The sequence below is a fragment of the Methylobacterium sp. PvR107 genome, from assembly GCF_017833295.1.
Lineage (GTDB): Bacteria > Pseudomonadota > Alphaproteobacteria > Rhizobiales > Beijerinckiaceae > Methylobacterium.
Map to the genome: position 1 here is coordinate 5,236,927 of NZ_JAFIBW010000001.1, position 25,574 is coordinate 5,262,500.

General features: G+C 70.5%; 20 protein-coding genes. 11 read left to right on the plus strand and 9 right to left on the minus strand.

All coding sequences use genetic code 11. The features are described from left to right. Positions 1–7 precede the first annotated feature (7 nt). The 7 genes from JOE48_RS24780 (at position 8) to JOE48_RS24810 (ending at position 5,342) form a co-directional block, all read left to right on the plus strand. Positions 8–172, plus strand: coding sequence for a hypothetical protein (locus JOE48_RS24780; RefSeq protein ID WP_210033705.1), 165 nt, complete (start codon positions 8–10; stop codon positions 170–172). A 174-nt stretch (positions 173–346) separates the two neighbouring features. Continuing rightward, positions 347–1,006: a response regulator transcription factor gene (locus JOE48_RS24785; protein ID WP_210033707.1), complete on the plus strand. Its 660-nt coding sequence runs from the start codon at positions 347–349 to the stop codon at positions 1,004–1,006. A 326-nt stretch (positions 1,007–1,332) separates the two neighbouring features. After that, positions 1,333–1,818, plus strand: coding sequence for a MarR family winged helix-turn-helix transcriptional regulator (locus JOE48_RS24790; RefSeq protein WP_210033708.1), 486 nt, complete (start codon positions 1,333–1,335; stop codon positions 1,816–1,818). Further along, entirely contained in the window at positions 1,815–3,875 is a 2,061-nt protein-coding gene (locus tag JOE48_RS24795; RefSeq protein ID WP_210033709.1) for an FUSC family protein, read from the plus strand. Before JOE48_RS24790 ends, JOE48_RS24795 begins: the two co-directional genes overlap by 4 nt. Further along, a complete protein-coding gene (locus tag JOE48_RS24800; RefSeq protein WP_210033710.1) occupies positions 3,872–4,081 on the plus strand; it encodes a DUF1656 domain-containing protein in 210 nt (69 codons plus the stop codon). Before JOE48_RS24795 ends, JOE48_RS24800 begins: the two co-directional genes overlap by 4 nt. Next, on the plus strand, positions 4,078–5,004 hold the full coding sequence (locus JOE48_RS24805) for an HlyD family secretion protein (RefSeq protein ID WP_210033711.1): 927 nt from the start codon (positions 4,078–4,080) through the stop codon (positions 5,002–5,004). Before JOE48_RS24800 ends, JOE48_RS24805 begins: the two co-directional genes overlap by 4 nt. Positions 5,005–5,075: 71 nt before the next feature. Beyond that, positions 5,076–5,342, plus strand: coding sequence for a hypothetical protein (locus JOE48_RS24810; protein WP_210033712.1), 267 nt, complete (start codon positions 5,076–5,078; stop codon positions 5,340–5,342). 162 nt (positions 5,343–5,504) lie between these two features. On the opposite strand, the gene JOE48_RS24815 is transcribed toward JOE48_RS24810, so the two are convergent. The 6 genes from JOE48_RS24815 to JOE48_RS24840 form a co-directional block, all read right to left on the minus strand. After that, on the minus strand, positions 5,505–6,977 hold the full coding sequence (locus JOE48_RS24815; RefSeq protein WP_210033713.1) for an NAD-dependent succinate-semialdehyde dehydrogenase: 1,473 nt from the start codon (positions 6,975–6,977) through the stop codon (positions 5,505–5,507). After that, positions 6,970–8,997 carry an acyl CoA:acetate/3-ketoacid CoA transferase gene (locus JOE48_RS24820; RefSeq protein WP_210033715.1) on the minus strand — a complete coding sequence of 676 codons (2,028 nt, stop codon included), beginning with the start codon at positions 8,995–8,997 and terminating at the stop codon, positions 6,970–6,972. Before JOE48_RS24820 ends, JOE48_RS24815 begins: the two co-directional genes overlap by 8 nt. 141 nt (positions 8,998–9,138) lie before the next feature. Then, positions 9,139–10,281 (minus strand): class III poly(R)-hydroxyalkanoic acid synthase subunit PhaC, encoded by a 1,143-nt coding sequence (gene phaC, locus JOE48_RS24825; protein WP_210033717.1) that lies wholly within the window; start codon positions 10,279–10,281, stop codon positions 9,139–9,141. Beyond that, the gene (locus JOE48_RS24830) at positions 10,274–11,104 is read right to left on the minus strand and encodes a poly(R)-hydroxyalkanoic acid synthase subunit PhaE (RefSeq protein WP_210033719.1); all 831 of its coding nucleotides are present in this window, start codon (positions 11,102–11,104) and stop codon (positions 10,274–10,276) included. The genes phaC and JOE48_RS24830 overlap by 8 nt, the downstream gene beginning before the upstream one ends. Before the next feature lie 208 nt (positions 11,105–11,312). Beyond that, positions 11,313–12,488: an iron-containing alcohol dehydrogenase gene (locus JOE48_RS24835; RefSeq protein ID WP_210033720.1), complete on the minus strand. Its 1,176-nt coding sequence runs from the start codon at positions 12,486–12,488 to the stop codon at positions 11,313–11,315. A gap of 43 nt (positions 12,489–12,531) precedes the next feature. Further along, complete coding sequence (locus JOE48_RS24840; RefSeq protein ID WP_210033721.1) at positions 12,532–14,184, minus strand: acetolactate synthase large subunit; 1,653 nt, start codon at positions 14,182–14,184, stop codon at positions 12,532–12,534. A 261-nt stretch (positions 14,185–14,445) separates the two neighbouring features. Between JOE48_RS24840 and JOE48_RS24845 the strand changes: the two genes are divergently transcribed. Further along, the gene (locus tag JOE48_RS24845) at positions 14,446–15,936 is read left to right on the plus strand and encodes a DUF2252 domain-containing protein (RefSeq protein WP_210033722.1); all 1,491 of its coding nucleotides are present in this window, start codon (positions 14,446–14,448) and stop codon (positions 15,934–15,936) included. A 271-nt stretch (positions 15,937–16,207) separates the two neighbouring features. On the opposite strand, the gene JOE48_RS24850 is transcribed toward JOE48_RS24845, so the two are convergent. After that, positions 16,208–17,146, minus strand: a complete 939-nt coding sequence (locus tag JOE48_RS24850; RefSeq protein WP_210033723.1) for a LysR family transcriptional regulator — start codon at positions 17,144–17,146, stop codon at positions 16,208–16,210. Between the two features lie 1,169 nt (positions 17,147–18,315). Then, positions 18,316–19,959: a GMC oxidoreductase gene (locus JOE48_RS24855; RefSeq protein WP_210033725.1), complete on the minus strand. Its 1,644-nt coding sequence runs from the start codon at positions 19,957–19,959 to the stop codon at positions 18,316–18,318. A 207-nt stretch (positions 19,960–20,166) separates the two neighbouring features. Between JOE48_RS24855 and JOE48_RS24860 the strand changes: the two genes are divergently transcribed. The 3 genes from JOE48_RS24860 to gluQRS are packed head-to-tail and all read left to right on the plus strand — an operon-like array spanning position 20,167 to position 23,396. Continuing rightward, positions 20,167–22,206, plus strand: coding sequence for an ATP-binding protein (locus tag JOE48_RS24860; RefSeq protein ID WP_210033728.1), 2,040 nt, complete (start codon positions 20,167–20,169; stop codon positions 22,204–22,206). A 48-nt stretch (positions 22,207–22,254) separates the two neighbouring features. Beyond that, positions 22,255–22,536, plus strand: a complete 282-nt coding sequence (locus tag JOE48_RS24865) for a hypothetical protein (protein ID WP_210033729.1) — start codon at positions 22,255–22,257, stop codon at positions 22,534–22,536. After that, positions 22,533–23,396 carry a tRNA glutamyl-Q(34) synthetase GluQRS gene (gene gluQRS / locus JOE48_RS24870; protein WP_210033730.1) on the plus strand — a complete coding sequence of 288 codons (864 nt, stop codon included), beginning with the start codon at positions 22,533–22,535 and terminating at the stop codon, positions 23,394–23,396. Before JOE48_RS24865 ends, gluQRS begins: the two co-directional genes overlap by 4 nt. A gap of 15 nt (positions 23,397–23,411) precedes the next feature. Here gluQRS and JOE48_RS24875 read toward each other — a convergent pair whose 3' ends face one another. Next, a complete protein-coding gene (locus JOE48_RS24875) occupies positions 23,412–25,436 on the minus strand; it encodes a M23 family metallopeptidase (protein ID WP_210033731.1) in 2,025 nt (674 codons plus the stop codon). Between the last annotated feature and the right edge of the window lie 138 nt (positions 25,437–25,574).

The window sequence follows — 25,574 nt, forward strand, 5'->3', positions numbered from 1 at the left end:
AGCCCGGATGTGCGCCGACGCGCCGCCTTCCGCGTTCGCGCCCAAGGACCACGACAGCGATGCGGCCGGCCTTCGCGCGCTGGATGCCGAGGTCGCCAAGTCCACAGCGGGCATCGACCAGGGCGGCAGCGTCTGGGCGTTCGAGCTGCCGGAGACGGTGGCGTCGCGCTGAAGGCGCGCGACCGAAACCGTGTCGGCCTTACGGGTCGGGACGCCCAGGCCTCGGGATGCGGGCGGTCGTCTCGACACGCGCTTGCGCCCCGGGGCCGCATCGATCACCTTCGGACTTCCTGCCCGCGTATTCGGCCGATCCTGTGAGGATCTCGCGCGAAGGACCGAGGTCTCCGTGCATCTCCTGATCGTCGACGACCACCCGCTGTTCCGCGATGCCCTGGCGGCCACGATCCGCCTCGCGCACCCGGACGCGGTCCTGCACGAGGCCGACGGGATCGAGGCGGCCTGCGCGGTGCTGGCCGCCAACCGCGGCATCGACCTGACGCTCCTCGACCTGTCCATGCGAGGCGTGACCGGCTTCGACGGGCTGATCACCATCCGGGCGAGCTTTCCGCGCATCCCGATCCTGATCGTCTCCGGCCATGAGGATCCGCGCATCGTCCACGAGGCTCTGCAGCACGGGGCGGCGGGCTTCGTCCCGAAGGCCATGGACAAGGCGACGCTGACCCGGGCGATCACCGAGGTGATGAGCGGGGGGCTGTTCCTACCGCCGGGGCTGGCTGAGGCCGGCGCGCCCGCGCCGCGGGGCAAGAAGGCGCCGCTGCCAGAGCGGATCGCGCGGCTGACGCCGCAGCAATTGCGGGTTCTGATGATGATCCGACAGGGCAAGCTCAACAAGCAGATCGCCCATGAGCTTCAGGTCGGCGACTCGACCGTGAAGGCCCATGTCTCGGAGATCCTGCGCAAGCTCGAGGTCATCAGCCGGACGCAGATCGTGATCGACACGGCGTCCCTGGATTTCGACCAGATCCACAACACGCATCCGGCGTGAGAGCGGGGCTGCACGGCCCTCACACCGTCATCCCGGGGCGCCGAAGGCGGGCCCGGAATCCAGAACCGCAGGCGGAGCCGAACCTTGCGGCCTCGGCGACTCAGAAACCCGGGCTCCGCTGCGCCGCCCCGGGATGACGGTGCGCGGTCAGACGCCCTCTGCATTCCGGGGGCGCTCCGCACCGGAACATGGAGCGGACCCATTCACCTCCTGCAACCCTGATGACGCGAGATGTCTCCGTATCCAAATTGATATGATGCTATCTATCAGCACGCGAGCCGTTTGATCCTGCCTCTCTGCGGATCCGCGCGGCGATGGATTTGGCCATGCCCGACATCGACGATCCGAAGACGCGCGAACAGCTGCAGCAGGCCTGTACCCACGCCCTCCTGACGACCGGACGCCACTGGCGTCGCGCCGCCAACACCGTCGCGGAGGCGCATGGCCTGTCCGACGCCACCGCGCACCCGCTGATCATCATCGGCCGGATGGCCGAGGCGCCGCGCCAGAACGTCCTGGCGGAGGCCGTCGGCATCGAAGGCCCGTCGCTGGTGCGCCTCATCGACCAGCTCGCAGCCGCCGGGCTTGTGGTGCGCCGCGAGGATCCGTCCGACCGGCGCGCCAAGGTGCTGGGCCTGACCCCGCGCGGCCGGCAGGTCTTCGAGCGGATCGAGGCCGAGCTCTCGACCCTGCGTGCCTGCGTCTTCGCCGAGGTCGCGTGCGCGGATCTGGAGGCGAGCCTCCGGGTCTTCGCGGCGCTTCAGCGCTACGGCCGCGCGGCCGCCGAGCCCGAATTGGAGCCGGCATCGTGAGCCTTCCCGGATGGCGCGACTGGGCCTTCGCGCTGAAGACCTACGCGGCGGCGATGCTCGCCCTGTTCCTCGCGCTCTGGATCGACCTGCCGCGGCCGTACTGGGCGCTCGGCACCGTCTACATCACCAGCCAGGTTCTCTCCGGCGCGACGCGCTCGAAGGCCGTCTACCGGGTCTGCGGCACCGTGCTCGGCGCGGCGGTGAGCGTCGTGCTGGTGCCGAACCTCGTCAACGAGCCGATCCTGCTGAGCCTCGCGGTGGCGCTCTGGGTGGCCCTCTGCCTGTACGTCTCGCTCCTCGACCGCACCCCCGCGAGCTACCTGCCGATGCTCGCCGGGTACACGGCCGCGCTGATCGGCTTCCCCGCCGTCGACGATCCCGGGGCGATCTTCGACACGGCGGTCGCGCGGGCCGAGGAGATCTCCCTGGGGATCGTCTGCGCCAGCCTCGCCGCCACGCTGATCCTGCCGCAATCGGCGGCCCCGCTCATCGTCGGGCGGCTGGACCACTGGTCGGCGGAGGCCCGGGCCTGGATTCGGAGCGCCCTTGCGGCCGCCCGCGCGCCGGAGGCCGCCGCGCCGAGCCAGGGCCGGCGCCTGCGGCTCGCCTCGGACGCGATCGGCCTCGACGCCCTCGGCCTCGCCCTGCGCAACGAGGCGACGGGTGCGGAGCGCGCCGCAGAGGCCTTCGCGCCGCTCCGGCAGCACATGCTGATGGTCCTGCCGATCGTCGCCGCCGTGGCGGACCGCGTCTCCGCCCTCGAGCGGGCCGGCGTGCTGCCGGCGCGGGTCCGGGCCTTCCTGTCGGACCTCGCCGCCTGGCTCGCCGACGAGGCCGAGGGTGGGGCGGGGGATCCGGATCGCGCTGCGCAGCTGCGCAGCCGGATCGACGGGTTCGAGCCGGCCCTCGGCCGGGCTCCGGACTGGAGCACGCTCCTGCTCGCGAGCCTCGCGGCGCGTCTGCGGGACGTCATCGACCTGCGCCAGGATCTGCGGGCGCTCCGCGAGCAGCTCGCTGACGGTGCGGACCCGCGGGCGCCGCTCGCCTTCGCCTACACCGCCCGGGTCCGGTCCGTCCGCCACCGCGATCACGGGCTGGCGGCGTTCTCGGCCTTCGGGGTGTTCGTGGGCCTGATGGTCTGCTGCGCCATCTGGATCGGCACCGGCTGGCCCGACGGCTCCGCGGCGCCGATGATGGGCGCGGTCGCCTGCTGCCTGTTCGCCGCGCAGGACGATCCGGCGCCGCAGATCCTGAGCTTCACCAACTCGGCGATCGTCGGCGCCCTCGGCGCGGGGCTCTACCTGTTCGCGGTGCTGCCGCTCGCCACCTCCTTCGAGATGCTGGCCCTGGCGATGGCGCCGGCCCTGATCCTGTGCGGCCTGATGATGACGCAGCCGCGCACCGCCCCGATGGGCATGGGCGCGGCGCTGAACGGCGCGACGCTGCTGGCGCTCCAGAACGGCTACAGCGGCGACTTCGCGCCCTTCGCCAACGGGGTGATCGCCTCGGTCGTGGGCATGTGGGTCGGCGCGGTGGTGACCCGGCTGATCCGCTCGGTCGGCGCCGGCTGGAGCGCGCGGCGGCTCGTGCGGATCAACCGGCAGAGCCTCGCGGCCGCCGCGGCCGGGCGCGGCACCGGCCACGGCCTCGAACTTGCGGCCCTGATGCTCGACCGCGTCGGCCTGATCGCGCCGCGGCTGGCGAGCCTGCCCGCGGACATGTCCGCCTCCGTGGGCGACCTGCTGGCCGACGTCCGGGTGGGCATCAACCTCGTGGAGGTCCGCCGGGTGCGCCGACGGCTGACGGGCCCGCCCCGGAGCAAAGTCGACCGGGTCCTCGCGCTGGCGGCGCGCCAGCTGCGCGGCCGGATCGGGCAGCCGGATACGGCGCTCCTGGCGGCTCTGGACGACGCGCTCGACGCCGTCGCGGGCGCGGCCCCGTCGCCGGAGCGGCGCGCCGCCCTGATCGGGCTGACCGGCCTGCGCCGCGGGCTCTTCCCCGACGCGCCGGCCTACCGGGGGGCGCCGGCGCTGGACGATCGGGAGATGGCGGCATGATGGGCGAGATCGACCTCTACGGCGTGTTCGTGCCGGGCCTCGCGCTCTGGATGGCCGCCGCCTTCGCGCTCAGCCTGCCGCTCCGCCGCCTCCTCGCGGCGACCGGCTTCTACCGCCTCGTCTGGCACCGGCCGCTCTTCGACCTCGCCCTCTACGTCGTCCTGCTCGGCGGCGTCGTGACCCTCGCCCATCGGACCCTGCAATGACCGCCCTGTTCTCCGTCCTCGGCCGCCTCCTGGTCACGCTCGGCATGGTCGCCGCGGCGCTGATCGTCGGCCTCGGCCTGTGGGATTATTACATGGACGCCCCCTGGACCCGCGACGGGCGCGTGCGCGCCGACGTTGTGGCGGTCGCGCCCGACGTGTCCGGCCTCGTCACCGAGGTGCTGGTGGAGGACAACCAGGTCGTCCGGAAGGGCGACGTGCTGTTCCGGATCGATCCGGACCGGTTCCGCCTCGGGCTGCGGCAGGCGGAGGCGATGGTGCAGGGCCGTAAGGCCACCGCCGAGCAGAATGCGGCCGACTACGCCCGCTACAGCAAGCTCTCCGACGCAGCGGTGTCGCAGCAGAAGGTCGAGGCCGCCAAGGCCGCCGATCTGTCCGCCGAGGCCGCCTACGAGCAGGCCCTGGCGGATCGCGACCTCGCCAAGCTCAACCTGGAGCGCTCCGCGGTGCGGGCCTCGGTCAACGGCCGGATCACCAACATGGAGCTGCGGCCGGGCGCCTACGTCACCACCGGCCGCGGCGTCATGGCGCTGATCGACCGCGACACCGTCCGGGTCGAAGGCTATTTCGAGGAGACCAAGCTGCCGCGGATCCGCGTCGGCGCGCCGGTCACCGTCCAGCTGATGGGTGAGGACGGCGTGCTCATGGGTCGCGTGGCGAGCATCGCCGGCGGCATCGGCGAGACCGGCCGCAGCGACGCGACCAACCTCCTGGCGAACGTGAACCCGACCTTCTCGTGGGTGCGCCTCGCCCAGCGCATCCCGGTGCGGATCACCCTCGACGGCGGAACGGCGGATCCGCGGCTGGTGAGCGGCCGGACCGCGACGGTGTCGATCGCCCCGGCGGCCGGCGGGGGAGCCCTGCCCTGGCCCTGGGCGCGGTGGCGCGAAGCGCTCGCCCGCTGAGGGTGACCGAACCATTCTCGAGCGTCCGGGTTGGCTCCGCGCACCGTCGCATCGACGGATCAGGAGCCCTCATGCCGAAGACCATCCTCGCCCTCGCCACGTCCCTGGTGCTCGCCACGTCCGGCGCGGCGCTGGCTCAGGCACCCCAGACCGGCGGGGCCAATCAGGGCAACGTCAACAAGTCCGGCGCGGTGGGCGGGACCGGGACGGGGGCCGGATCCATGGAACACACCGGCTCCACCGGCGCCGGCCCGCGCGTCAGCGCCCCCGGCGCGCCGGCCGGCAGCAGCACGGGCAACGGCTCGACCGGCAGCGGCGCGGCGCCCAGCGGGCGGTAGGCTCGGCTCACCCGGGCGTCATCCCGGGGCCGCGAAGCGGACCCGGGATCCAGACCCGCCGAAGCGTCCAGTCCGGGCGCGCCGGTGCGTCTGGCGCCCGGGCTCGCCCGCGGCGCCCCGGAAAGGCGTCGGGTGATCGGCTGGAGGGTGACGGGATGCGCGTCAGACGCCCAGCCCGCCCACGCACAGGTACTTGGTGTTCAGGTAATCCTCGATGCCCTGATACGAGCCCTCGCGGCCGAGGCCGGATTCCTTCACGCCGCCGAAGGGCGCCACCTCGGTGGTGATGATCCCCTCGTTGATCCCGACCATGCCGTATTCCAGCGCCTCCGCCACCCGGAAGGTGCGGCCGAGATCGCGGGTGTAGAAGTAGCAGGCGAGCCCATACTCGGTGTCGTTGGCCATGCGGATCGCCTCCGCCTCGTCGCGGAACCGGAACAGCGGCGCCAGCGGCCCGAAGGTCTCCTCGCGGGCGACATCCATGGCGGGGGTCGCGCCGGTGATCACGGTCGGCTCGAAGAACTGGCCGCCGAGCGCGTGGCGGTGGCCGCCCGCCACAACCCGGCCGCCCTTCGCGACGGCGTCGCGGATATGCGCCTCGGTCTTCTCCACTGCCGCCATGTCGATCAGCGGCCCCTGGGCGACGCCGTCCTCGATGCCGTTGCCGACCTTCAGGCGGTTGGCGGCCTCGGCCATCTTCTCCGCAAAGGCGTCGTAGATCCCGTCCTGCACCAGGAAGCGATTGGTGCAGATGCAGGTCTGGCCGGAATTGCGGAACTTCGCCAGCATCGCACCGGCCACCGCCCGGTCGAGATCGGCGTCGTCGAACACGATGAACGGCGCGTTGCCGCCCAATTCCATCGAGACCTTCTTCACCGTGTGCGAGGCCTGCTCCAGCAGAACCTTGCCGACCTCGGTGGAGCCGGTGAACGTGATCTTCTTGACGAGCGGATTGCCGGTCATCTCGGCGCCGATCGCGCGGGCCGATCCGGTGAGGATCGACACCACGCCGGCCGGGAAGCCGGCGCGCTCGCACAGCACGCCCCAGGCGAGGCCCGAGAGCGGGGTCTGCGAGGCCGGCTTGATCACGATCGGGCAGCCGGCGGCCAGAGCCGGGGCGATCTTGCGGGCGATCATCGAGGACGGGAAATTCCACGGCGTGATCGCCGCCACCACGCCGACCGGCTCCTTGGTGACGAGGATCTTCCGGTCGCCCCAGGGGGAGGGGATCACGTCGCCGTAGACGCGCCGCGCTTCTTCCGCGAACCACAGCACGTAGGAAGCCGACATGGCGACCTCGCCGCGGGATTCGGTCAGCGACTTGCCCTGCTCGGCGGTGAGGATCTGCGCCAGATCCTCCTGATGCTCGGTGACGAGCGCCGCGAGCTTGCGCAGCAGCACGGCGCGCTCGTTGGCGGTCTTGGCGCGCCAGGCCGGATAGGCCGCATGCGCCGCCTGGATCGCCTGCCGGGTCTCCTCGGCGCCGGCATTCGGCACACGGGCGATGACCGCGCCGGTCGCCGGGTTGGTGACATCGATGCTACCGGAGCCGGCCTTGGTCCAGGCGCCCCCGACGAGGCAGGCTTCGACCAGCAGGGCGCGATCCTTCAGGGTGGGAATCTCGGTCTCAGGCATCCAACGGTTCCTTCGGCGGCTGCGGCAGGTCGGGCTCCGATCGTTCGGGATCCGACATCGCAATCCGCGGCTTGAGGGTCACGCCCTGGGCCGTATTCCTCGCCTGTGCCTCGGCTCTTGTCTCGAATACGTGGGGAGCCAGATCGCGGCTCGCCAGCGAGGCGCCGAGTTTCAATCTCAGGAACGCGCTCGTCGTATAGCGCGACGCTGTCTCATAGTACCGCTTTTCCAGATAAGCGATGGCCGAGAAATAGGCATCGCTCACCGTCGGGTCGATCTCGAACCCGTCGTAATTGGCGATCAGGTGAACCTTGCGGCCGATCTCCTGGCAGGCGCGCTCGTATTCCCGGCGCACCAGCTCGACATCCTCGATGGTCCGGACCTGAAAGCCCTCGAGGTTCGAGAACAGGATGTTGCGCTCCGCATCGTAGCTGATCCGCTCCGCCATGGAGAGGCCGAGCAGCCACGGCTCCAGCCCCATCACGGCCTCGCGGAACAGACGCGGATCCATCGGCTTCGGGTTCCGCACGATCGGCGCGAAACCCATCTGGCCGAGGATGTCCCGCGCGATGTCGACCCCCGGCGCAACCTCGACGAGTTCCATCCCGGCCCGGGTCCGCCGGAACACGCAGCGCTCGGTCACGTACAGCACCGGCTGGCCGCGCTCGGCCGCGTAGGCCCCCGAGAAGGTCACCTGCTCGACCGCCGCCATGAACTTCTGCGAGCGCCCCTCGGTGAGGATCCGGATCCCGTCGCCCTCGATCGCGACCTTGAGGCCGTCGGCCGTGAAGGTGCCGGCGAAAACGAGGCTCTTGGCGTTCTGCGAGATGTTGATGAAGCCGCCCGCGCCCGCGAGCCGCTTGCCGAACCGGCTGACATTGACGTTGCCCTCGGCGTCGCACTGGGCGAGGCCGAGGCAGGCGAGATCGAGGCCGCCGCCGTCGTAGAAGTCGAATTGCTGGTTCTGGTGCAGCACCGCGGCCGGGTTCAGCGCAGCGCCGAAATCGAGCCCGCCCTGCGGCAGGCCGCCGATCACCCCGGGCTCGGCGGTGAGCGTCAGGTATTTGAGCACCCGCTCCTCGGCGGCGACCGCCGCGACGCCCTCCGGCATGCCGATGCCGAGATTGACGACGCCGCCGGGCGGCAATTCGAAGGCGCAGCGCCGGGCCACCACCTTGCGGGCGTCGAGCGCCATCGGCGGGACCCGGTCGAGCGGCACGCGCTGGCGGCCGGTGAAGGCGTGGTTGTAGGGCGTGCCGTAGGTCTGCCGATGGTTCTCCGGCTGGCTGAGCACCACGCAATCGACCAGGATGCCCGGGACCTGCACCTCCCGCGGGTTCAGGGAGCCGGCCTCCGCCAGACGCTCCACCTGGGCGATGACGAAGCCGCCCGAGTTCTTCGCCGCCATGGCGGCGGCGAGGTTGTCCAGCGTCAGCGCCTCGCGCTCCATGGTGATGTTGCCGGCAGGGTCGGCCGTGGTGCCGCGGATCAGCGCGACGTTCACCGGAAACGCCTTGTAGTGGAGCCAGGATTCGCCGCCGAGCTCGACCACGCTGACGAGATCTTCCGTCGTGACGGCGTTGAGCTTGCCGCCTTCGAGCCGCGGATCCACGAAGGTACGCAGGCCCACCTTGGTGATGTGGCCCGGCGTATGGGCGGCGATCTCCCGGTACAGATGCGAGACCACGCCGAGCGGCAGATTGTAAGCCTCGATCTGCCCCTCGACCGCCATGGCGCCGAGCTTCGGCACGAGCGCCCAATGGCCGCCGACGACGCGCTTCACGAGGCCGGGAATCGCGAGGCGGTTGAGGCCGCGCTCCTTGCCGTCGCCGGGGGCGGCGGCGAACATCAGCCCGATCCCGTGCGGGCCGGCGCCCGCTTCGAAGCGGCGGGCCAGCGCCAGGATCAGCTCGTCGGGGGTGCCGATGCCGACGAAGCCCGAGACAGCGACCATGTCGCCGTCCTGCAGGATGGCGGCGGCCTCGTCGGCGCTGACAATCTTGTTCTTCAGGCTGCCCATGGATTGGTCCTCGGCGGCCGGACCGCGCGCATCTCCCCCTCAGCCCTGCGGGGGAGGGTGGCCCCTGCGTCAGCAGGGGTCGGGCGCCACCCTTCCCCGCAGAGGGGGGAGGGGAGGGGCGTTGCGCGTCGTGAGAACCGATCAGCGAGCATCCGACCCCCGCTGGCCGAGCCAGTCTGCAATGCCCGAGCCCAGCAACTTCTGCGCCTTGCCGCCGACGAACACGCCGACATGGCCGCCAGGCAGACCCATCTCGGTGTAATCGGTGGTGCCGATCTTGTCCTTCAGCGCCTGTGAAGTGGCCGGCGGAATGATGTGGTCGTCCTGCGCGTACACGTTCAGCACCGGGCAGGTAATGGCCTTCAGATCCACCCTCCGGCCGCCAAGTTCAAAAGAACTCTGGACCAGCTTGTTGTCCTGATAGAGATCCTTCAGCCACTGCTTGGCCGCCTCGCCGGGATGATCCGGCCGGTCGGCGATCCACTTCTCCATCCGCAGAAAATTTAGGAATTTCTTCTTGTCGTCGAGGGCGTCGAGCAGGTCGAGGTTGTACTTCGTCATGGTGCGCATCGGCGTCATCATCGAGAACACCGAGCCCATGAAGGCGCCGGGCAGGGAGCCCTGCGCGTCGATCAGCCGGTCGATATCCTCGGGCGTCAGCGAGCGTGTCCAGACGTTGATGAAGCCGTGGCCGGCCCGGGCATCGCGGGCATCGGCGTGGAAGTCGATCGGCGTGATGGTCAGCACCATCGCGTTGACGGTCTCGGGGTAGAGCGCGGCGTAGCAGGTGGTGAAGACGCCGCCCTCGCAGATTCCGAGCAGGCTGATCGTCTCCCGCCCGGCCGCCTCCTGGATGAAGGCGACGCACTCGGCGAGATAGCCGTCCACGTAATCGTCGATCGTGACATAGCGGTCGGCCCGGCCGGGATTGCCCCAATCGACCACGTAGAGGTCGAGGCCGAGATTCAGCAGGTTGCGGACGAGGGAGCGGTCCTCCTGCAGATCGGCCATCGTGTAGCGGCCGATCAGCCCGTAGACGATCAGCACCGGCGGCAGGCCCTTGCTCTCGGCGAGCGGCCGGTAGCGGTAGAGGCTGACCTTGTCCTGGCTCCAGACCAGATCCTTCGGCGTGGTGGCGATCTCCACGTCCGCGTCGCTGACATCGGCGAACAGCCTGGCGCCCTCGCTGAGGCGGCGGCCGAGGGTGCCGACCTCGGCCAGCAATGCGGCCGGGGTGAGATTCAGCGGAGCGGCCGGCCCCTTCGGGCTCTCCAGATCAGCCATGGGCGTCCTCCCCGATCTGTGAACCAGCCGCCTTCGCGACCTTGCCGGCCTGCCGCCGCTCGCGGCGCAGCGCCCGGACCTCGCGGCGCAGCTCGGTCAGGCTCTTGTGCACGTCGTCGAGCTCGGCCCGGGTCGGCTGGCCGTAGAACTCGGACAGGAACGCCGCGACGTCCTGCTGGGCGAGGCGCAGATCGGTCGAGGCCCGGAGCACGGCCCGCTGCGAGGCCAGAAATCCGTCCGAGCGCTGGACCTCCAGCAGGACCGCGTTGGCGGTGTCGATCCACCGGCTCATCATCTCGCGGGCGGAGGCGAAACTCTCGCCGCGATCGGCGCGGGCATTGGCCTCCTGGGCGAAGGTGCCGGCGGCCCGGGTCCAGGCATCGAGCATCACGGCCTGATGCTCGCTCTGCGCCCGCCGAAGCGTCGCCCAGGCGGTGAACAGCGCCGCGTAGCGCCGCTCGGTCTGCCACAGGTCGGCGAGTTGCGGGCCTTCGGACATGCGGGTCAGCGCCGCGTCGAACTCGGCCGAGCCGCCGAGCCAGGCCTGCGGATCGAAGATTTTGGCGAGCACCGCCCCGGCGGTCGGGTCCGGCGCGCCGGGGCCGCCCTGGAGCGATCGCGTCAGCGTCTGCGACAGGGCGCTGGCGGCGGTCCAGGCCTCGGTCAGCTTGGACTGGGCGGCGGCCATGCCGGCGAGATCGGATGTCGGAAAGGTCGGCCAGCCGAAGCCGGGCGCGGATTGCCCCGCGCCTTGGGTGAAGAGACCCGTTCCGGCCCGGGTCCAGAACTCGCTCATCGCCCGGAACGCGTCGAACTGGTCCATGCTGGCGTTCCCTCCCGACCTTATCGGGCCTCGCGCAACCGCGAAGCCTGTCGTCAGCTCACAGACCCGACCGCATGACCCGTCTCTTCCCGCCCCCCTTTACGGGAAAGGGAAGGCGCGCGTGAATTGGTCGTCGGCCTCATCCGTCGATGTGCGAATCTGCCAGGGACGAGTGAGGCGGGGGGGACCCGTCGGATCAATCGATCGGTCACGCCGCGGGCCGCGCCTCCCCGAGTGCCTCGGCGTAGATCCTGAACGCGTCGTCGTAGGTGACCTCGCGCGGATTGTTCACGAGGAGCCGCGTCTGCTTCATCGCGTCCGTGGCCATCCGCTCCAGGTCCTGCCGGGCGACGCCGACCTCGGCGAGCGAGGCCGGAACCTTGCAGTCGCGGCAGATCGCGTCGAGGCTGTCCACGAAGCGCTTGGCGGCCTCAGGCTGCGGCAGATCCGCGGCGGCGGGATCGAGGATCGGCGCCAGCTCGGCGTAGAGCGCCTCCGCGTGCGAGAGGTTGAAGCGCATCACGCCCATCAGCACCAGCGCGTTCGAGAGCCCGTGCGGCACATGGAAGATCGCGCCGACCGGATACGCCAGCGCGTGCACCGCCGCGACCGGCGCGTTGGCGAAGGCCATGCCGGCCAGCATCGAGCCGAGCAGCATGCCGGAGCGCGCCTCGAGGTTCTTCCCGTCCGTGCAGGCGGTGCGGATGTTGGCCGAGAGCAAAGCCAGCGCCTGCTTGGCGAGCTGGTCGGAGATCGGGTTCTTCTTGTTCTTGCTGGTGAAGGCCTCGATCGCGTGAACCATGGCGTCGATGCCGGTGGCGGCCGTCACGTGCGACGGCAGGCCCAGCGTCAGCTCCGGATCGAGCACCGCCCAGTCGGGCAGGAGCTTCGGCGCGACGACACCCTTCTTCTCGGTGGTGGGCGTGGTGACGATCGAGATCGGCGTCACCTCGGAGCCGGTGCCGGCAGTGGTCGGCACCAGGATCAGCGGCAGGCGATCGCCCTTGGCGAGGCCGACGCCGTAGATCGAATCCAGCGGCTCGTCGGACTTGGCGAGGTAGGCCACGAGCTTGGCGGTATCGAGGGCCGAGCCGCCGCCGATCGACAGGACGAGGTCGGTCCCGAGTTCCCGGGCGCGCTTGGCCGCCGCCTCGATCACCGTGGAGGGCGGGTCAGCGACCACGTCCTCGTAGACGTCCAGGGTGACGCCCGCGGAGGCCAGAGCCGTCTCGGCGGCCCGGGTCAACCCGGCGCTGCGCACGCCCTTGTCGGTGACCAGCAGGACGCGCTTGGCCCCGAAACTGCCGACGATCTCCGGAAGCTTCCGGGAGGCGCCGGCCTCGAACAGCACGTTCGGCGTGGTCTGGAAGGTGAACGGGTTCATCGCACTGCCCTGTCTTGGTCCCGACCCACTTGCGACGCCGAGATCACTCGGCGGGCTCGAAATCCTTCACCTTGGCGCGCAGCTCATCGACCAGCACGCGGGTGTTCTCGGAATAGTCGATCGGCACCGCCACGAGATGCACGCCGCCGGCCGCGAAAGCGCGGTCCAGCGTCGGCACGAGGTCGTTGACCGATTCGACCCGGTGGCCGGTGGCGCCGTAGGACTTCGCGTAGAGCACGAAGTCCGGGTTGTTGAAGGTCATCCCGTAATCGGCGAACTTGTCGACCGCCTGCTTCCAGCGGATCATGCCGTAGGCCGAGTCGTCGAGCACCAGCACCACGAGGTTGAGCTTCAGCCGGACGGCGGTCTCCATCTCCTGGCTGTTCATCATGAAGCCGCCGTCGCCGCACACCGCCATGACGCGCCGCTTCGGGTAGAGCATCGCCGCCATCATGGCCGAGGGCAGGCCGGCGCCCATCGTGGCGAGCGCGTTGTCGAGCAGGAGCGTGTTGGCCACGTAGGTGCGGTAGTTCCGGGCGAACCAGATCTTGTACATCCCGTTGTCGAGGCAGACGATGCCGTCCTCGGGGATGACCCGGCGCACGTCGCGCACGAGGCGCTGCGGCGTCACCGGGAAGCGGTCCTCGCCGGCCCTGTCGGCGATATGGCCGAGGATGTGCTCGCGCAGGTGCAGCAGCGCGCCCGCGTTCGGGAGCTTGCCGTCGAGCTTGTCGGCCAGCAGCTTCAGCGTCGGGCCGAGGTCGCCGACCACCTCGGCGTCGGGATAGTAGACCTGCTCGACATTGGCCGGCATGTAGCCGATGTGCAGGACCTTCTGGTCGGCCTGGCCCATGAAGAAGGGCGGCTTCTCGATCGTGTCGTGGCCGATCGCGATGATCAGGTCGGCCTTGTCGATCGCCTCGTGGACGTAGTCGCGCTCGGAAAGAGCGGCGGTGCCCATGTAGAGGTCGGTCCCGCCCGCGACGGTGCCCTTGCCCATCTGGGTTGTGAAGAACGGGATGCCGGTGCGCTGCACGAAGCCGCCGAGCTCGCCGGTGGCGCGCGGGCGGCTCGCGGCGGCGCCCAGCATGACCAGCGGGCGCTTGGCCCCCAGGATCATTGCGGCGGCGCGGTCGATCGCGGCCGGGTGTGCGACCGCGATGTCGATCGGGTGCGAGGGCACGAGATCCGCCTCGGCTTCCTCGGCGGCGATGTCCTCCGGCAGTTCCAGCAGGACCGGGCCGGGCCGCTCCTCGGTGGCGACCCGGAAGGCGTCGCGCACGATGGTGGGGATCGAGGAGGCCGAGACGATCTGCCGGGCCATCTTGGTGATCGGCTTCATCGACGAGATCACGTCGACGATCTGGAACTTCGCCTGCCGCGAGGACAGGATGCCCTTCTGGCCGGTGATGATGATCATCGGCATCGCGCCGAGATGCGCGTAGGCGGCGCCGGTGGAGAAGTTCAGGGCGCCCGGGCCCAGCGTCGAGAGGCAGACGCCGGGCTTGCCGGTCAGCCGCCCGTGGGTGGCGGCCATGAAGCTCGCCGCCTGCTCGTGGCGGGTGAGCACCAGCTCGATCTTGGAGTTGCGCAGGGATTCGACGACGTCGAGATTCTCCTCGCCGGGGATGCCGAAGATGCGGTCGACGCCCTCGTTCTCGAGGGCTGCGACGAGGAGATCTGAACCCTTGGGCATGCGACGTCTCGCTGATGCAACCGCGACCGATGGGGCGTCCGGTCCGCATTCGGCCCGCTGGTCGCGATACCGTGAACGGCACGGGACGACAGACGCCCTCGAATAGTCGAACGGTTAGAGGGCTCGCCCGGAGAGTGGTCAAGACCCGGTCAGGGCCGAACAGTCACAGAGCCGGGCCGATGCTATCTGTGCAAGACTGTCGGCATCTCGGAACGGCGTGGCACGGTCAAGGTTGTCCAGCCTGAAGCGGATCGGAAAGTCATGGATCGGGCGGCAAGCAACGGCACTGACTTGCCGCGCGGTCAGGCGCAGCCCGACAGCGGGGCCGATGATCCGGTGCTGGCACCGATCGCGGATTTCCCGCGCATCGACCTGCGGGTCGGCGTCGAGTCCTGGGACAAGCGCCGGCAGGCCGGCAAGCGGATGCGCGGCGCCGTTTCCCATGCGGCCCAGGCCGCGCCCGCGTCCGATCCGGACCGCCCCGATCCGGTCGCGCTGATCGAGGCGGCGCACCGGGGACGGCAGCCGCACCTGATCCCGCTGCGGGTCGCCCGGATGGCGACGTCGCCCTTCGCGTTCCTGCGCGGCGCCGCGCACGTCATGGCCCGGGACCTCGCGCACGGGCCGCGCAGCGGCATCGACGTGGTGATGAACGGCGATGCGCACCCCGACAATTTCGGCCTGTTCGGCACGCCCCAGCGCGACATCGTCCTCGACCTCAACGACTTCGACGAGGTCACGATCGGCCCCTGGGAATGGGACCTGAAGCGTCTCGCGGCCGGCATCGCGGTCGCCACCGGCGATGCCGGCGTCCCGGCCAGCGAGCGCCGCGCCGCCGTGAAGGAGGCGGTCACCGGCTATCAGCACACGATGCGGCGCCTCGCCCCCCAGGGCTCCCTCGACGTCTGGTACCAGACCACGCGGGCCGATGCGCCGCATCTCGCCGGAATCCGGATGGATGCCGAGGCCCGGGCGGTGGTCCGGCGCGCGGTGGACAAGGCCCGGCGGCGCAACAACCGCAGCCTGCTCGGCCAGCTCGCGGAGCGGCGCACCGACGGCAGCTGGCGCCTGCGTGCGGACCCGCCGATCCTGACGTCCGTGGACGACGCGACGCGGGACGGGATCGTGTCGGGTCTGGAGCGCTACGCCGAGACCCTGCCGCGCGAGCGGCGCTTCATGCTCGACCGCTATCATGTCGTCGACGTCGCCCACCGCGTCGTCGGAGTCGGCAGCGTCGGGACCCGCGCCTACGTCGCGCTCCTGTTCGGCAATTCCGACGCGGACGCGCTCTTCCTCCAGGTCAAGGAAGCGGTCCGCCCGGCCCACGCGCCCTACCTGCCGGGCATGCCGGCGCCCTATGCCGGCCACGAAGGCGAGCGCGTGATCTACGGCCAGCGCCTGCTCCAGGCGGTGGGCGATCCGCTGCTCGGCTGGACCAGCATCGCGGGGCGGCCGTTCTACGTGCGCCAGATGAAGAACCTGAAGGGCGCGATCCCGCTGGCCCGCATGTCCGGCGCCCCGCTCATGACCTTCGCGTATGCCTACGGGGTCCTCCTCGCCCGAGCCCATGCCCGGACCGGCGACGCGGCGGCGATCACCGGCTATTGCGGCAGCGGCAAGCACCACGACCTCGGCGGCGCGATCGCCGATTGGGCCGCCGCCTACGCGGAGCGGAACGCGGCGGATTACGCGCTGTTTCGCGATGCCATCGCGAGCGGGCGGCTGGAGGCGGCCGAGGATCCGTGCCTGTGAGCGGATGTCGAGCAGGAGAATGCGAGCGGCAGCCGGGCGTCACGCGTGAGAGGATCCGTCTCCGTTCAGGCGACCTGCGGATGGTGGAGCGCGCCGTCATCCCGGGGCGCCGCAGGCGAGCCCCGGATCCGGAATCGCCGTTGGTGCAAGATGTTGGCGCGTCGGCGCCTGTGGATTCAGGCTCCGCTCCGTAGGCCCGGAACGATTTCGGGAAGCGGCTGCGGTGCATCGATACAGACGAGGGTTCCGGTCGATCCGCTCCACCCGAACCTCAGAGGACGCCGAATTCCGCCGGCTCGTGCGCCAGCCGGACCAGCAGGTCCCGCAGCCAGCGGTGGGCCGGATCGCGGTCGTAGGAGGCGTGCCAGAGCATCGAGACCGCCACGTCGTCGAGCTGTACCGGAACCGGGCTGACGCTGAGCGCCAGGGCGCTGGCGAAGGATGTGGCGAGCCGGGCATGCATGGTGGCGATCACCGGCGCGGCGCGGACCAGGAACGGAACGACCAGGAAGCGCGGCGTCGTTACCGCGAGCGTCCGCGACCGGCCGATCAGGGCGAGCGCGTCGTCCACCACCCCGTGCGCGGTCTCGCGCAGGGAGGTGAGGACGTGGGGGAAGCGCAGGTAATCGTCGAGTCCGATTGGCGGCTGAAGCCCGATCAGCGCGGCGTTGAACAGGACCACGTAGCTGTCACGGTAGAGAAGCCGCTGCTTGTGGTGGATCTGTCCTTCCGAGAACAACCCGATCGCGAGGTCGACCCGGTCGGCGTCCAGCTCGTCGAGGATCCGCGCCCGGTCGACGGAGCGCAGCAGCAGTCGGATGCCGGGCGCCTCCCGGCGGAGTTCCGCGATCAGGCGGGGCCCGAGCAGCACCTCGACGCTGTCGGGGAGGCTGATGGTGAAGCTGCGCGCAACGGTTTTCGGATCGAACCGCTCTTCCCGGTGCACCAGCGCCTGGACCTGCCGGAGGGTGGCACGCAGGGGCTCGGCGATCTTGAGCGCGCGCGGCGTCGGGCGCATCCCGTCGGGGGCGCGGGTCAGGAGCTCGTCGTCGAACAGGCGGCGCAGGCGGGCGAGGCTCGAACTCATCGCCGATTGGCCGATGCCGACCCGGGCGGCCGCCCGCGTGACGCTGCGCTCGTCGAGCAGGGCGTCGAGGGCGACCAGCAGGTTCAGGTCGATCCGGGTGAGGTCGATATGGTCGATGGCCACGCGCGCTGCGATCGATGAGGGCTCGGACGCCCGACATAGCAGACGCGGCCGCCCGCATCTCCAGATCGGGAAACGGCGCGATCCTCGTTCTGGGGGGATCGTTGCCGCCGCGTCCCCCGTCATCCCGGGGCCACACAGCGGAACCCGGGATCCGGAGCCGACGGCGGCGCGCTATCCCGGCGCGGCGGCGGCGCTCGGCGGCCCGCTTCCGGCGTGCCCCCGCAGGTCCGGGCCCGCCTGCGGCGCCCCGGAACGACGATGCGGGGCGTGATCCACACGGGCTGCACGGCGACGGGCACGACCGCCCCTTGACAATATTCCTATTCTGTGCTTCCTAGCCGCACCTGCCCACGGCGGTTCGGGAGCGATCCCGGGGCGTCCTTCATGGGTCCCGTGCGGTGGCTGACCGGGCGGGTCCGGGGGTGGGGCGGCGCCCGCGTCGGTGGCTCTCAGCCGCCATCGCCCCGGGCGGCGTGCCCGGTACGGGGCGTGTCTCGGTGGCGGGCGTGAGACCGGGCGGCCCTTGGCCCGGCGGGGGCGGAAATGCCCCCGCGCCGACCCGCCTCTGGGCCGACCCTACGCATCCTGCGGATCCGCCCACGACGAGGCGGGCGAACGGCTGGAAGGCCACGGAGAGTGATAGCGGGTTCCGGAGGCGCGTGCGCCTCGCCTGAGACCGCTTGGCAGGCCGGCGCAGGACCGGGACGTCGCACAGACGCCGCGACGAGAAAGACGGCACCGGCCGGGGACCATGCCCGGCCGATGCCGCGGGCGCCGCGGGGATCGGATCCCGCGCGTTGACTGGCCGACACCTGGGTTCCCGCGGCGTCCCGCGTCCCCTGTGGTCGCTTCTTGGGCCATGCCCCCGGCGCCCAACGGCGCGCGGGGATGATCGCGCATGGCGGGAGGGGCCCTGCCGGTTCCGCCACCCGCGCCGTCGTTCCGGGGCGCCGCAGGCGGGCCCGGACCCGGACGGGCAGGCCGGAGGCGGGCAACCCAGAGAAGCCGGCGGTGCACGCCCTTGCCGCCTCGGCGGGTCTGGATCCGGGCCCCGCTGCGCGGCCCCGGGAAGACGGGGCGGAGAGGGGCGGGCGAGGACGATGAGGCGTGTCAGCAGACGGCTCGGGCACCCCGACGGACCGGACCGTGCCGGCTTACCCCGGCAGCGATCATGCCGGAACCGGCTCGCGCGGCTCGGTGTGATCGAACAGGCGGGGCGGCGGGATCTCGTCTCGGGCGCCCATCCGCTGGACGAGATGATCGGCCACCCGCAGGGCGTTGGCGATGATCGTCAAGGTCGGATTCACGGCGCCGACCGACGGGAAGAAGCTGGCGTCGGTCACGTACAGATTGTCGAGCTCGTGCGCCTTGCAGTTGCGGTCGAGGACCGCGTTCGCCGCATCGTCGCCGAACCGAAGCGTTCCGGCCTGGTGTGCGGTGCCGCCGATCGGGATGTTCTTGCCGAGATAGAGCGAGCGGTCGAACAGGTGAGGATGGATGTCGGTGAAGGTGCAAATCTCCTGCAGCTTGTGCCGAAGCCGCTTGTGCGCCTCGACGTTGGTCTCCGTGAGATCGAGATGGACCTTGCCGTCGCGGTAGAAGACCCGGTTCTGGGCCAGAGGGATGTCTTCCGAGGTGAGCCAGAAATCCACCGAGTGCTTGGCGAGCCAGTCGAACGGCTTGTTGGGAAACCATTGCAGGAAGCCCGGCAGGCCCTCGCCATGGATCTGGGCGCCGTCGGATTTGCCGACCATCTGGATGTGCCCGAGCGGAAAGGCCCAATCGTCCTTCGGATCCGGGTCGCCGAAATAGAAGTCGTTGAGCCCCAAGGTCTTCTGGAAACGGGTCGGGTTCGGCGTCTTCGAGAGCGCCAGCACAGTCGAGTTGTTGTGGCGCATGTAATTGCGCCCGACCTGATCCGAGCCGTTGGCAAGGCCGTTCGGGTGCCGGTCGCTCGCCGAGCGCAGCAGCAGCAGGGCCGACGAGAGCGCGCCGCAGGCCACCACGACGATGTCGGCGGAGGCCTCGAAGGGATCGCCGTCCCGGGTGCCGACGACGCCCGTCACCGCACGGCCCGACGGGTCCGTGACGAGACGCTCGATATAGGTCCGGGTGAGGAGCGTGAGGTTCGGGCAGTCCCGCAGGGCGGGATCGACCACCATGGTCTGCGCGTCCGACTTGCCGTTGGTCGGACAGGGGAAGCCGTCGAAGGACTCGCACTTGATGCAGGGCGAGGTCGAGACCGCCCGCCCGTCCTTCTCGACGAGCCGCACGCCAACCGGCAGGTGGAACGGGTGGTGGCCGGCCTGCTTCAGATCGTCGAAAAGCTCCTGGATCCGCGGCTCGTGCGAGACCGGCGGATGGGCGTAGGGCCTGTTCGACCAGGGCTCGGTGGGGTCCTCGCCGCGCAGGCCGTGGACGTGGAACAGCTCCTCGGCGGCCTGATAATACGGCTCGAACTCGTCGTAGCCGACCGGCCAGGCCGGCGCGATGCCGTCCTGGTGGCGGATCTCGGCGAAGTCCTGCTCACGCAGGCGGAACAGGACCGAGCCGTAGAACTTCGAGTTGCCGCCGACGTAGTAGTGGAGCCCCGGATGGAAGCTGCTGCCGTCCGAGGAGTACCAAGTCTCCTTGGCCTGGTAGTACCCGTCGACGATCACGGCTTGGCTGTCCCAGTTCCGCGGCTCGCGCAAGAGGTAGTCGCCGCGCTCGATCAGCAGGATGCGTTTGCCGGTCTGGGCCAGGCGCCACGCCATCGTGCCGCCGCCCGGGCCCGACCCGACGATGATGACGTCATAGTGCTCGCCGGGCATGTGCGGTCTCCGTCCGGGATTTCGTCCTGGCAAGCAACTCGCGAGCCGCGGTTCGGATCGCGCTGCGGCGGCGTTTCCGGCCGGTGCAGGGCAAGCTGCGCCGCATTCGGCGAATGCCGCAACCGCCGATTAAGCGCCTTTCCCAACGCCGCCTTCAGCTTCGCCTGCGATCCTGCACTGAACCGGCCTGCCGCCGGGGAGGCACGGATGATCAAGGATATCGCGCTCGCCCTGGCACTCCTGCTCGCCGCGGCCCTTGCATGGGGGCGCTGGCGCGCGCACGGCGTCCCCGCCGACGACAACGAGGCCGAGCGGATGCACGACCGCCTCTGGCGGATCAGCGAGAGCGAGGACCGCTATCGCGCTTTGGTGGCGGCAACCACGGAGGTCATCGTCCAGCGGGACGCGAGCGGCCGCATCACCTACGCCAACGCGGATTTCGCCCGTCTCCTCGGCCGCGAGCCCATCGCGCTGCTCGGCTCGCAGATCGACCTGGAAATCCTGGACCGCGGCACGGTCGAGGTCGGAGAGGACGGCGTGCGCCGCATGGAGGCGCAGGTCCGCTCGGTCGACGGACGGGTCCGCTGGTTCGCCTTCGTGGAGATGCCGGTGGCGCACGGCGACGCCATGCACTGGCTGCGCGCCGGGCGGGATGTGACGGCCCGTGTCGAGGCGGTCCGCAGCCGCGATGCCGCCCTGGAGAAGGCCGAGGCGGCGAGCGTCGCGAAATCGCGCTTCCTGGCCACCATCAGCCACGAGATGCGCACGCCGCTCAACGGCATCCTGGGGATGGCCGATCTCGTCCTCGGGACCGATCTCGATCCGGAGCAGCGCACCTACGTGGAGGCCGTGCGGACCAGCGGCCAGGCGCTGCTCGGCCTGATTGACGGCGTGCTCGACTTCTCGCGGATCGAGGCCGGCCGCCTGGATCTCGCGGCCGAGCCCTTCGACCTGCCGGCGCTCGCCGAGGGCGTGGTCGAGCTGCTGGCGCCCCGCGCCCAGGACAAGGGCATCGAGATCGCCCTCGACGTCGCCGAGGACGTACCCCTGAGCCTGCTGGGCGATGCCGACCGGGTGCGGCAGATCCTGATCAACCTCGCCGGCAACGCCATCAAATTCACGGAGCACGGCGGCGTCGGCGTGAGCCTGACCTTCGCGCGCTCCGAGGCGGGTGACGGAGAGGTGCTGATCGCGGTGTCGGATACCGGCCCGGGCATCCCGGAGGATCGGCTGCCGATCCTGTTCGAGGAGTTCGAGCAGGGTGACGGCAGCGCCAGCCGCAGCCACGAGGGGACCGGGCTGGGCCTTGCCATCACCCGGCGTCTCGTGACCCGGATGGGCGGTCGCGTCGAGGCGGAATCGCGGTTGGGGCGAGGCTCGATCTTCCGGGTGGCGCTGCCGCTGCCGGAAGTGCCCGACGGCCAGCTGCGTCGGCGCAGGTCCGCGATGCGCCTGAACGCCCAGCGCTGCCTGATCGTGGCCGATTCACCGTATCAGGCGCCTTATCTCGCCCGCAGCCTGTCCCGGGCCGGCGCCGCGACCGTGATCGTGGACAGCCTGGAATCCGGCCTCGACGCGCTGGCGGGGGCGGCCTTCGACGTCGTGCTGGCGGATCGGGCGCTCGGGGACGCGGCGGTGCGGCAGATCGCCGATGCCGCGCGCGCCTGCGGCGTGCGCTGCAGCCTCGTGCTGCTGTCGCCCTTCGACCGGCGCGGCTTCGGTGCGCCGGGCGCTGCGGGCTTCGACGGATACCTGATCAAGCCTGTCCGGGCGCGATCCCTGTTCGAGCGCCTGCTCGCGCTTCCCGCCGCGTCGGAGGCCGCCCCCGTACCCGCCGCGCCGGCGTTGCGCTCCGGTGCCGGATTGCGGATCCTGCTGGCCGAAGACAATCCGATCAACGCCCTCTTGGCGACCCGGGCGCTGGAGCGGCTCGGCGCCGAGGTCGTCCACGCGATGGACGGTGTGCAGGCGCTGGAATGCCTGAACGCCGACGGGCCCTTCGACCTCGCGCTGATCGACGTGCGGATGCCACGCCTCGACGGTCACGAGACCGCCCGTCGGATTCGCGCCGCCGAAGGCGAATCGCCCGACGGCCGTCGGCTCCATCTCGTCGCCCTCACGGCGAATGCCGGCCCGGAGGACGAGCGCGCCGCCCGGGAGGCGGGGTTCGACGGCTTCCTGGCCAAGCCGCTCAACGTGAAGCTGCTTCCGGCCCTGCTGGAACGCCGGACGGCGCGCGCCGCCTGACGGTTCCCGCGTTGACAGCGGGGCCCGCACCGCGCCAACAGGATTTCCATGTCGACAGCCACAGCTCCGTCGCCCGCACCGCGCTCCTCGAGCGGCGCGCTCGCCGCGTGGGGAACGGCAATTCTCGTGATCGCGACCGTACTCCTCGGCGCGCTCCTGCCCGCCCGGCACGCACCGGCGCCGCGCTCGGTCGCCGAGGATCCGGCCTGCCTTGAATGGAGCGACGGTTGCACGGTCTGCCAGCGCCTCCCTGAGGGGCCGGCCTGCTCGCTTCCCGGGATCGCCTGCCAGCCCGCGGCCCCGCATTGCCTGCGGCACAAAGACGGGTGAGGTCCGAAACACCGATCCTTCGCTTCGCACCGAGCCCGAACGGGCGTCTCCATCTCGGCCACGCCTATTCGGCGCTGCTCAACGCCGATCTCGCCGCCCGGATGGGCGGCGTGTGCCGCCTGCGGATCGAGGACATCGATCCACAGCGCTCGAAGCCCGAGTTGATCGCCGCGATCGTCGCCGACCTCGCATGGCTCGAGCTGACCTATCCGGAGCCGGTCCGGCGTCAGTCGCAGCATATGGGTTCCTACCAGACCGCGCTCGATCGCTTGGTCGCCCGAGGCCTAGCCTATCCCTGCTTCTGCTCGCGCGGGCAGATCCGGGCCCGGATCGCGGCCGGTAGCGAGATTCCGTGCGACCCAGACGGCGTTCCGCTCTATCCCGGGACCTGCCGCACGCTCGAAGTCGGGCTCGTGGCCGACCGCCTCGCCCGCGGCGAGCCGCATACCTGGCGCCTCGACATGGCGGCCGCGCTGCGGGAGATGCCCGGGCCCTATGGCTACTGCGCCTTCGCTGAGGACGGCACCTCTCAGGTTGCCGCCGAACCGGCCCGCTGGGGTGATGCGGTGATCGCGCGGCGCGACGTGCCGACGAGCTATCACCTGTCCGTGGTCCACGACGACGCGGAGGAGGGGGTCACACACGTCGTCCGCGGCCGCGACCTGGAGGCCGCCACGGATCTTCACGTGCTGCTGCAGCGCCTGCTCGGCCTTCCCGTGCCGTATTACCGGCATCACCCGCTGCTTCTCGACTCCGCCGGGGAGAAACTCGCCAAGTCGCGCGGCTCGCAATCGCTCGCGGACCTCCGCGCTTCGGGCGTCACACCCGGGGCGATCCGCGCACGGCTCGGCTTCAGCTGATCCAGGCGCGACGCCTCAACGCACCACCGCGTCGCGCTGGGCGAGTGCCGTGGCGCTCTTGGACTTCTGCAGGGTCGCGTCGATCTGCTCGCGCTGACGTCTGAATTCGGCGAGAAGCCGACCGTCGAGCTCGCGTCCGCGCGGCACGCGGATCTTCATCGGGTCCACGAAATGGCCGTTGATGATCACCTCGTAGTGGAGATGCGCTCCGGTCGACAGGCCGGTCGATCCGACATAGCCGATGATCTGCCCCTGCCGGATCTTGACGCCCTCACGGATGCCGCGGCCGAACCGGGACATGTGGTTGTAGGTGGTGACGTAACCGTTGACGTGCTGCAGCTCGACCCGGTTCCCGTAGCCGGAGGTCATCTCGGCGCGGATCACGACGCCGTTGCCCGCCGCCATAATCGGGGTGCCGATGGGATTCGACCAATCGACACCGGTGTGCAGCTTGGCATAGCCGAGCACCGGATGGCGGCGGTAGCCGAAGCCTGAGCGCATGATCCCGTCCGCGATCGGTTTGCGCAGGAGGAATTTCTTGAGCGAGCGCCCCTGATCGTCGAGATAATCGATGGTGCCGTCATCCGGCGACTGGAAGCGATAGACCTTGCGGGTCTCACCGCCCAGCGTCAGCGCCGCATAGAGCAGGTCCGGCCGGTCTGCACTCGTCTCGTCGTCGTAGGTGTAGAACACGTCGAGCCCGTCGCCGCTGGCGATCCGGCGCTGGAAATCCAGGTCGTAGCTGAACACCCGGACGATATCCTCGACGGTGGCCCGGGGCAGGTCGTGGCGCGCCGCGGTCTCGTAGAGGCTCTGATAGAGGCGGGGCCCGGAGCCCGAATCCTCGTCCTCCTCCTCGCCGGCCTCCGCTTGGGGCTGCGACTTGGGGGCGGGGGCCTCCTCGACGGGCGGTGCCACCGAAACAAACGCGCCCCGGTCGTTGAGGGCGGCGATCCCCTCGATGCCGTTCTCTCCGTAGAGCACCACGCGGGTGACCTGGCGCGGATCACCAGGATGGGAGCCGGGGGCGATCTGCACGCGCATCGCCTGGCCTTCGTTGAGAGCAGCGGTCTTCGCTCTGCCGCCGAGCGCCGCGACGACGCCGCGGATCGCTTCATCGCCTGCAAAGCCCGTGGCCTTGAGCGTGCTCTCCAGAGTCTCGCCGCGCTTGAGGGCGAGGTCGCGCTCCTCCACCAACGGCACTTCGTTCGGCTTTAACTCGGTCTTGGCGACCTTGGTGACATTCTCGGGGACGACAAGAACCTCGATGGACTTGAACGGGTTCGCTTCCTTCGGCGCCGCCCCGTCGCCGTCGGCGGACCCGCCCTGCTGCAGGGTCCGCGACAGCATGATCTGCGGGGCGATCGGGATGGCGGCCCGGCGTCCGGCCTCGGCGGCGATGCGGCGCTCCTCCTCGACCTGGGCAGTGACATCGTCGTCGGTGAGCGCGGGTGCGCTGGCCTCGACCGCCGCGTCGGCGAGATCGCGCTTGACCACGGTAACCTCCGCGCTCGGCGCGTCCGCCGCGGCATCGGGCGCGCGCTCGAGCGGCTCGTCGGAGACGAACTTCATCGGGTCGAAGCGGGGCGGCTCGGCCGCATAGACCCCAGTGGTCATCGACAGGGGCGTGCTGAGCCGGACGAAGGCCTTCGCCTTGATGATCTCGCGATCCCCGAGACGGACGGTTACGGGCGCGCGGAAGCTTTGCTTGGCGGAGGCGACCATCAGATTACGCACGAGACGGTCGCCCTTGCGGGCGATGTTGGCCCCGCTCTCGCTCGGCTGCGGCCGTGCCACGACGGTGGCCTTCTCGGGGATCGCCGCGAAGGAAACGTCACCCTGCAGAGAAACGTGGAGCGCGGCCGCAATCAGACCCGCGCCGGTCAGACCCGTGAGCGTGCTGGCGCAGAGCCATCGCAGGTTCACAGCTCGACGGTCGATCGGAGAAGTCGCAGCGCCGAGTTGATCGAGAGGCGCGTGGGCCCCGTAGCCCCGGGTGAGAGCGGCTACGTCGCTGATCTTGAGTCGCTCGCGCTTCACTCGAAGGCCCTGAGAAAACGATGGCGAGCAGCGGCCCCTTGGATCCGGAAGATCGATAGGCAGCCAATGCCACACCGCGCGCAGCCGGCGCGCCCGGCCTATTCCTGTCGAGAGGTAGCGTGTCGAGATTGAGGCGTC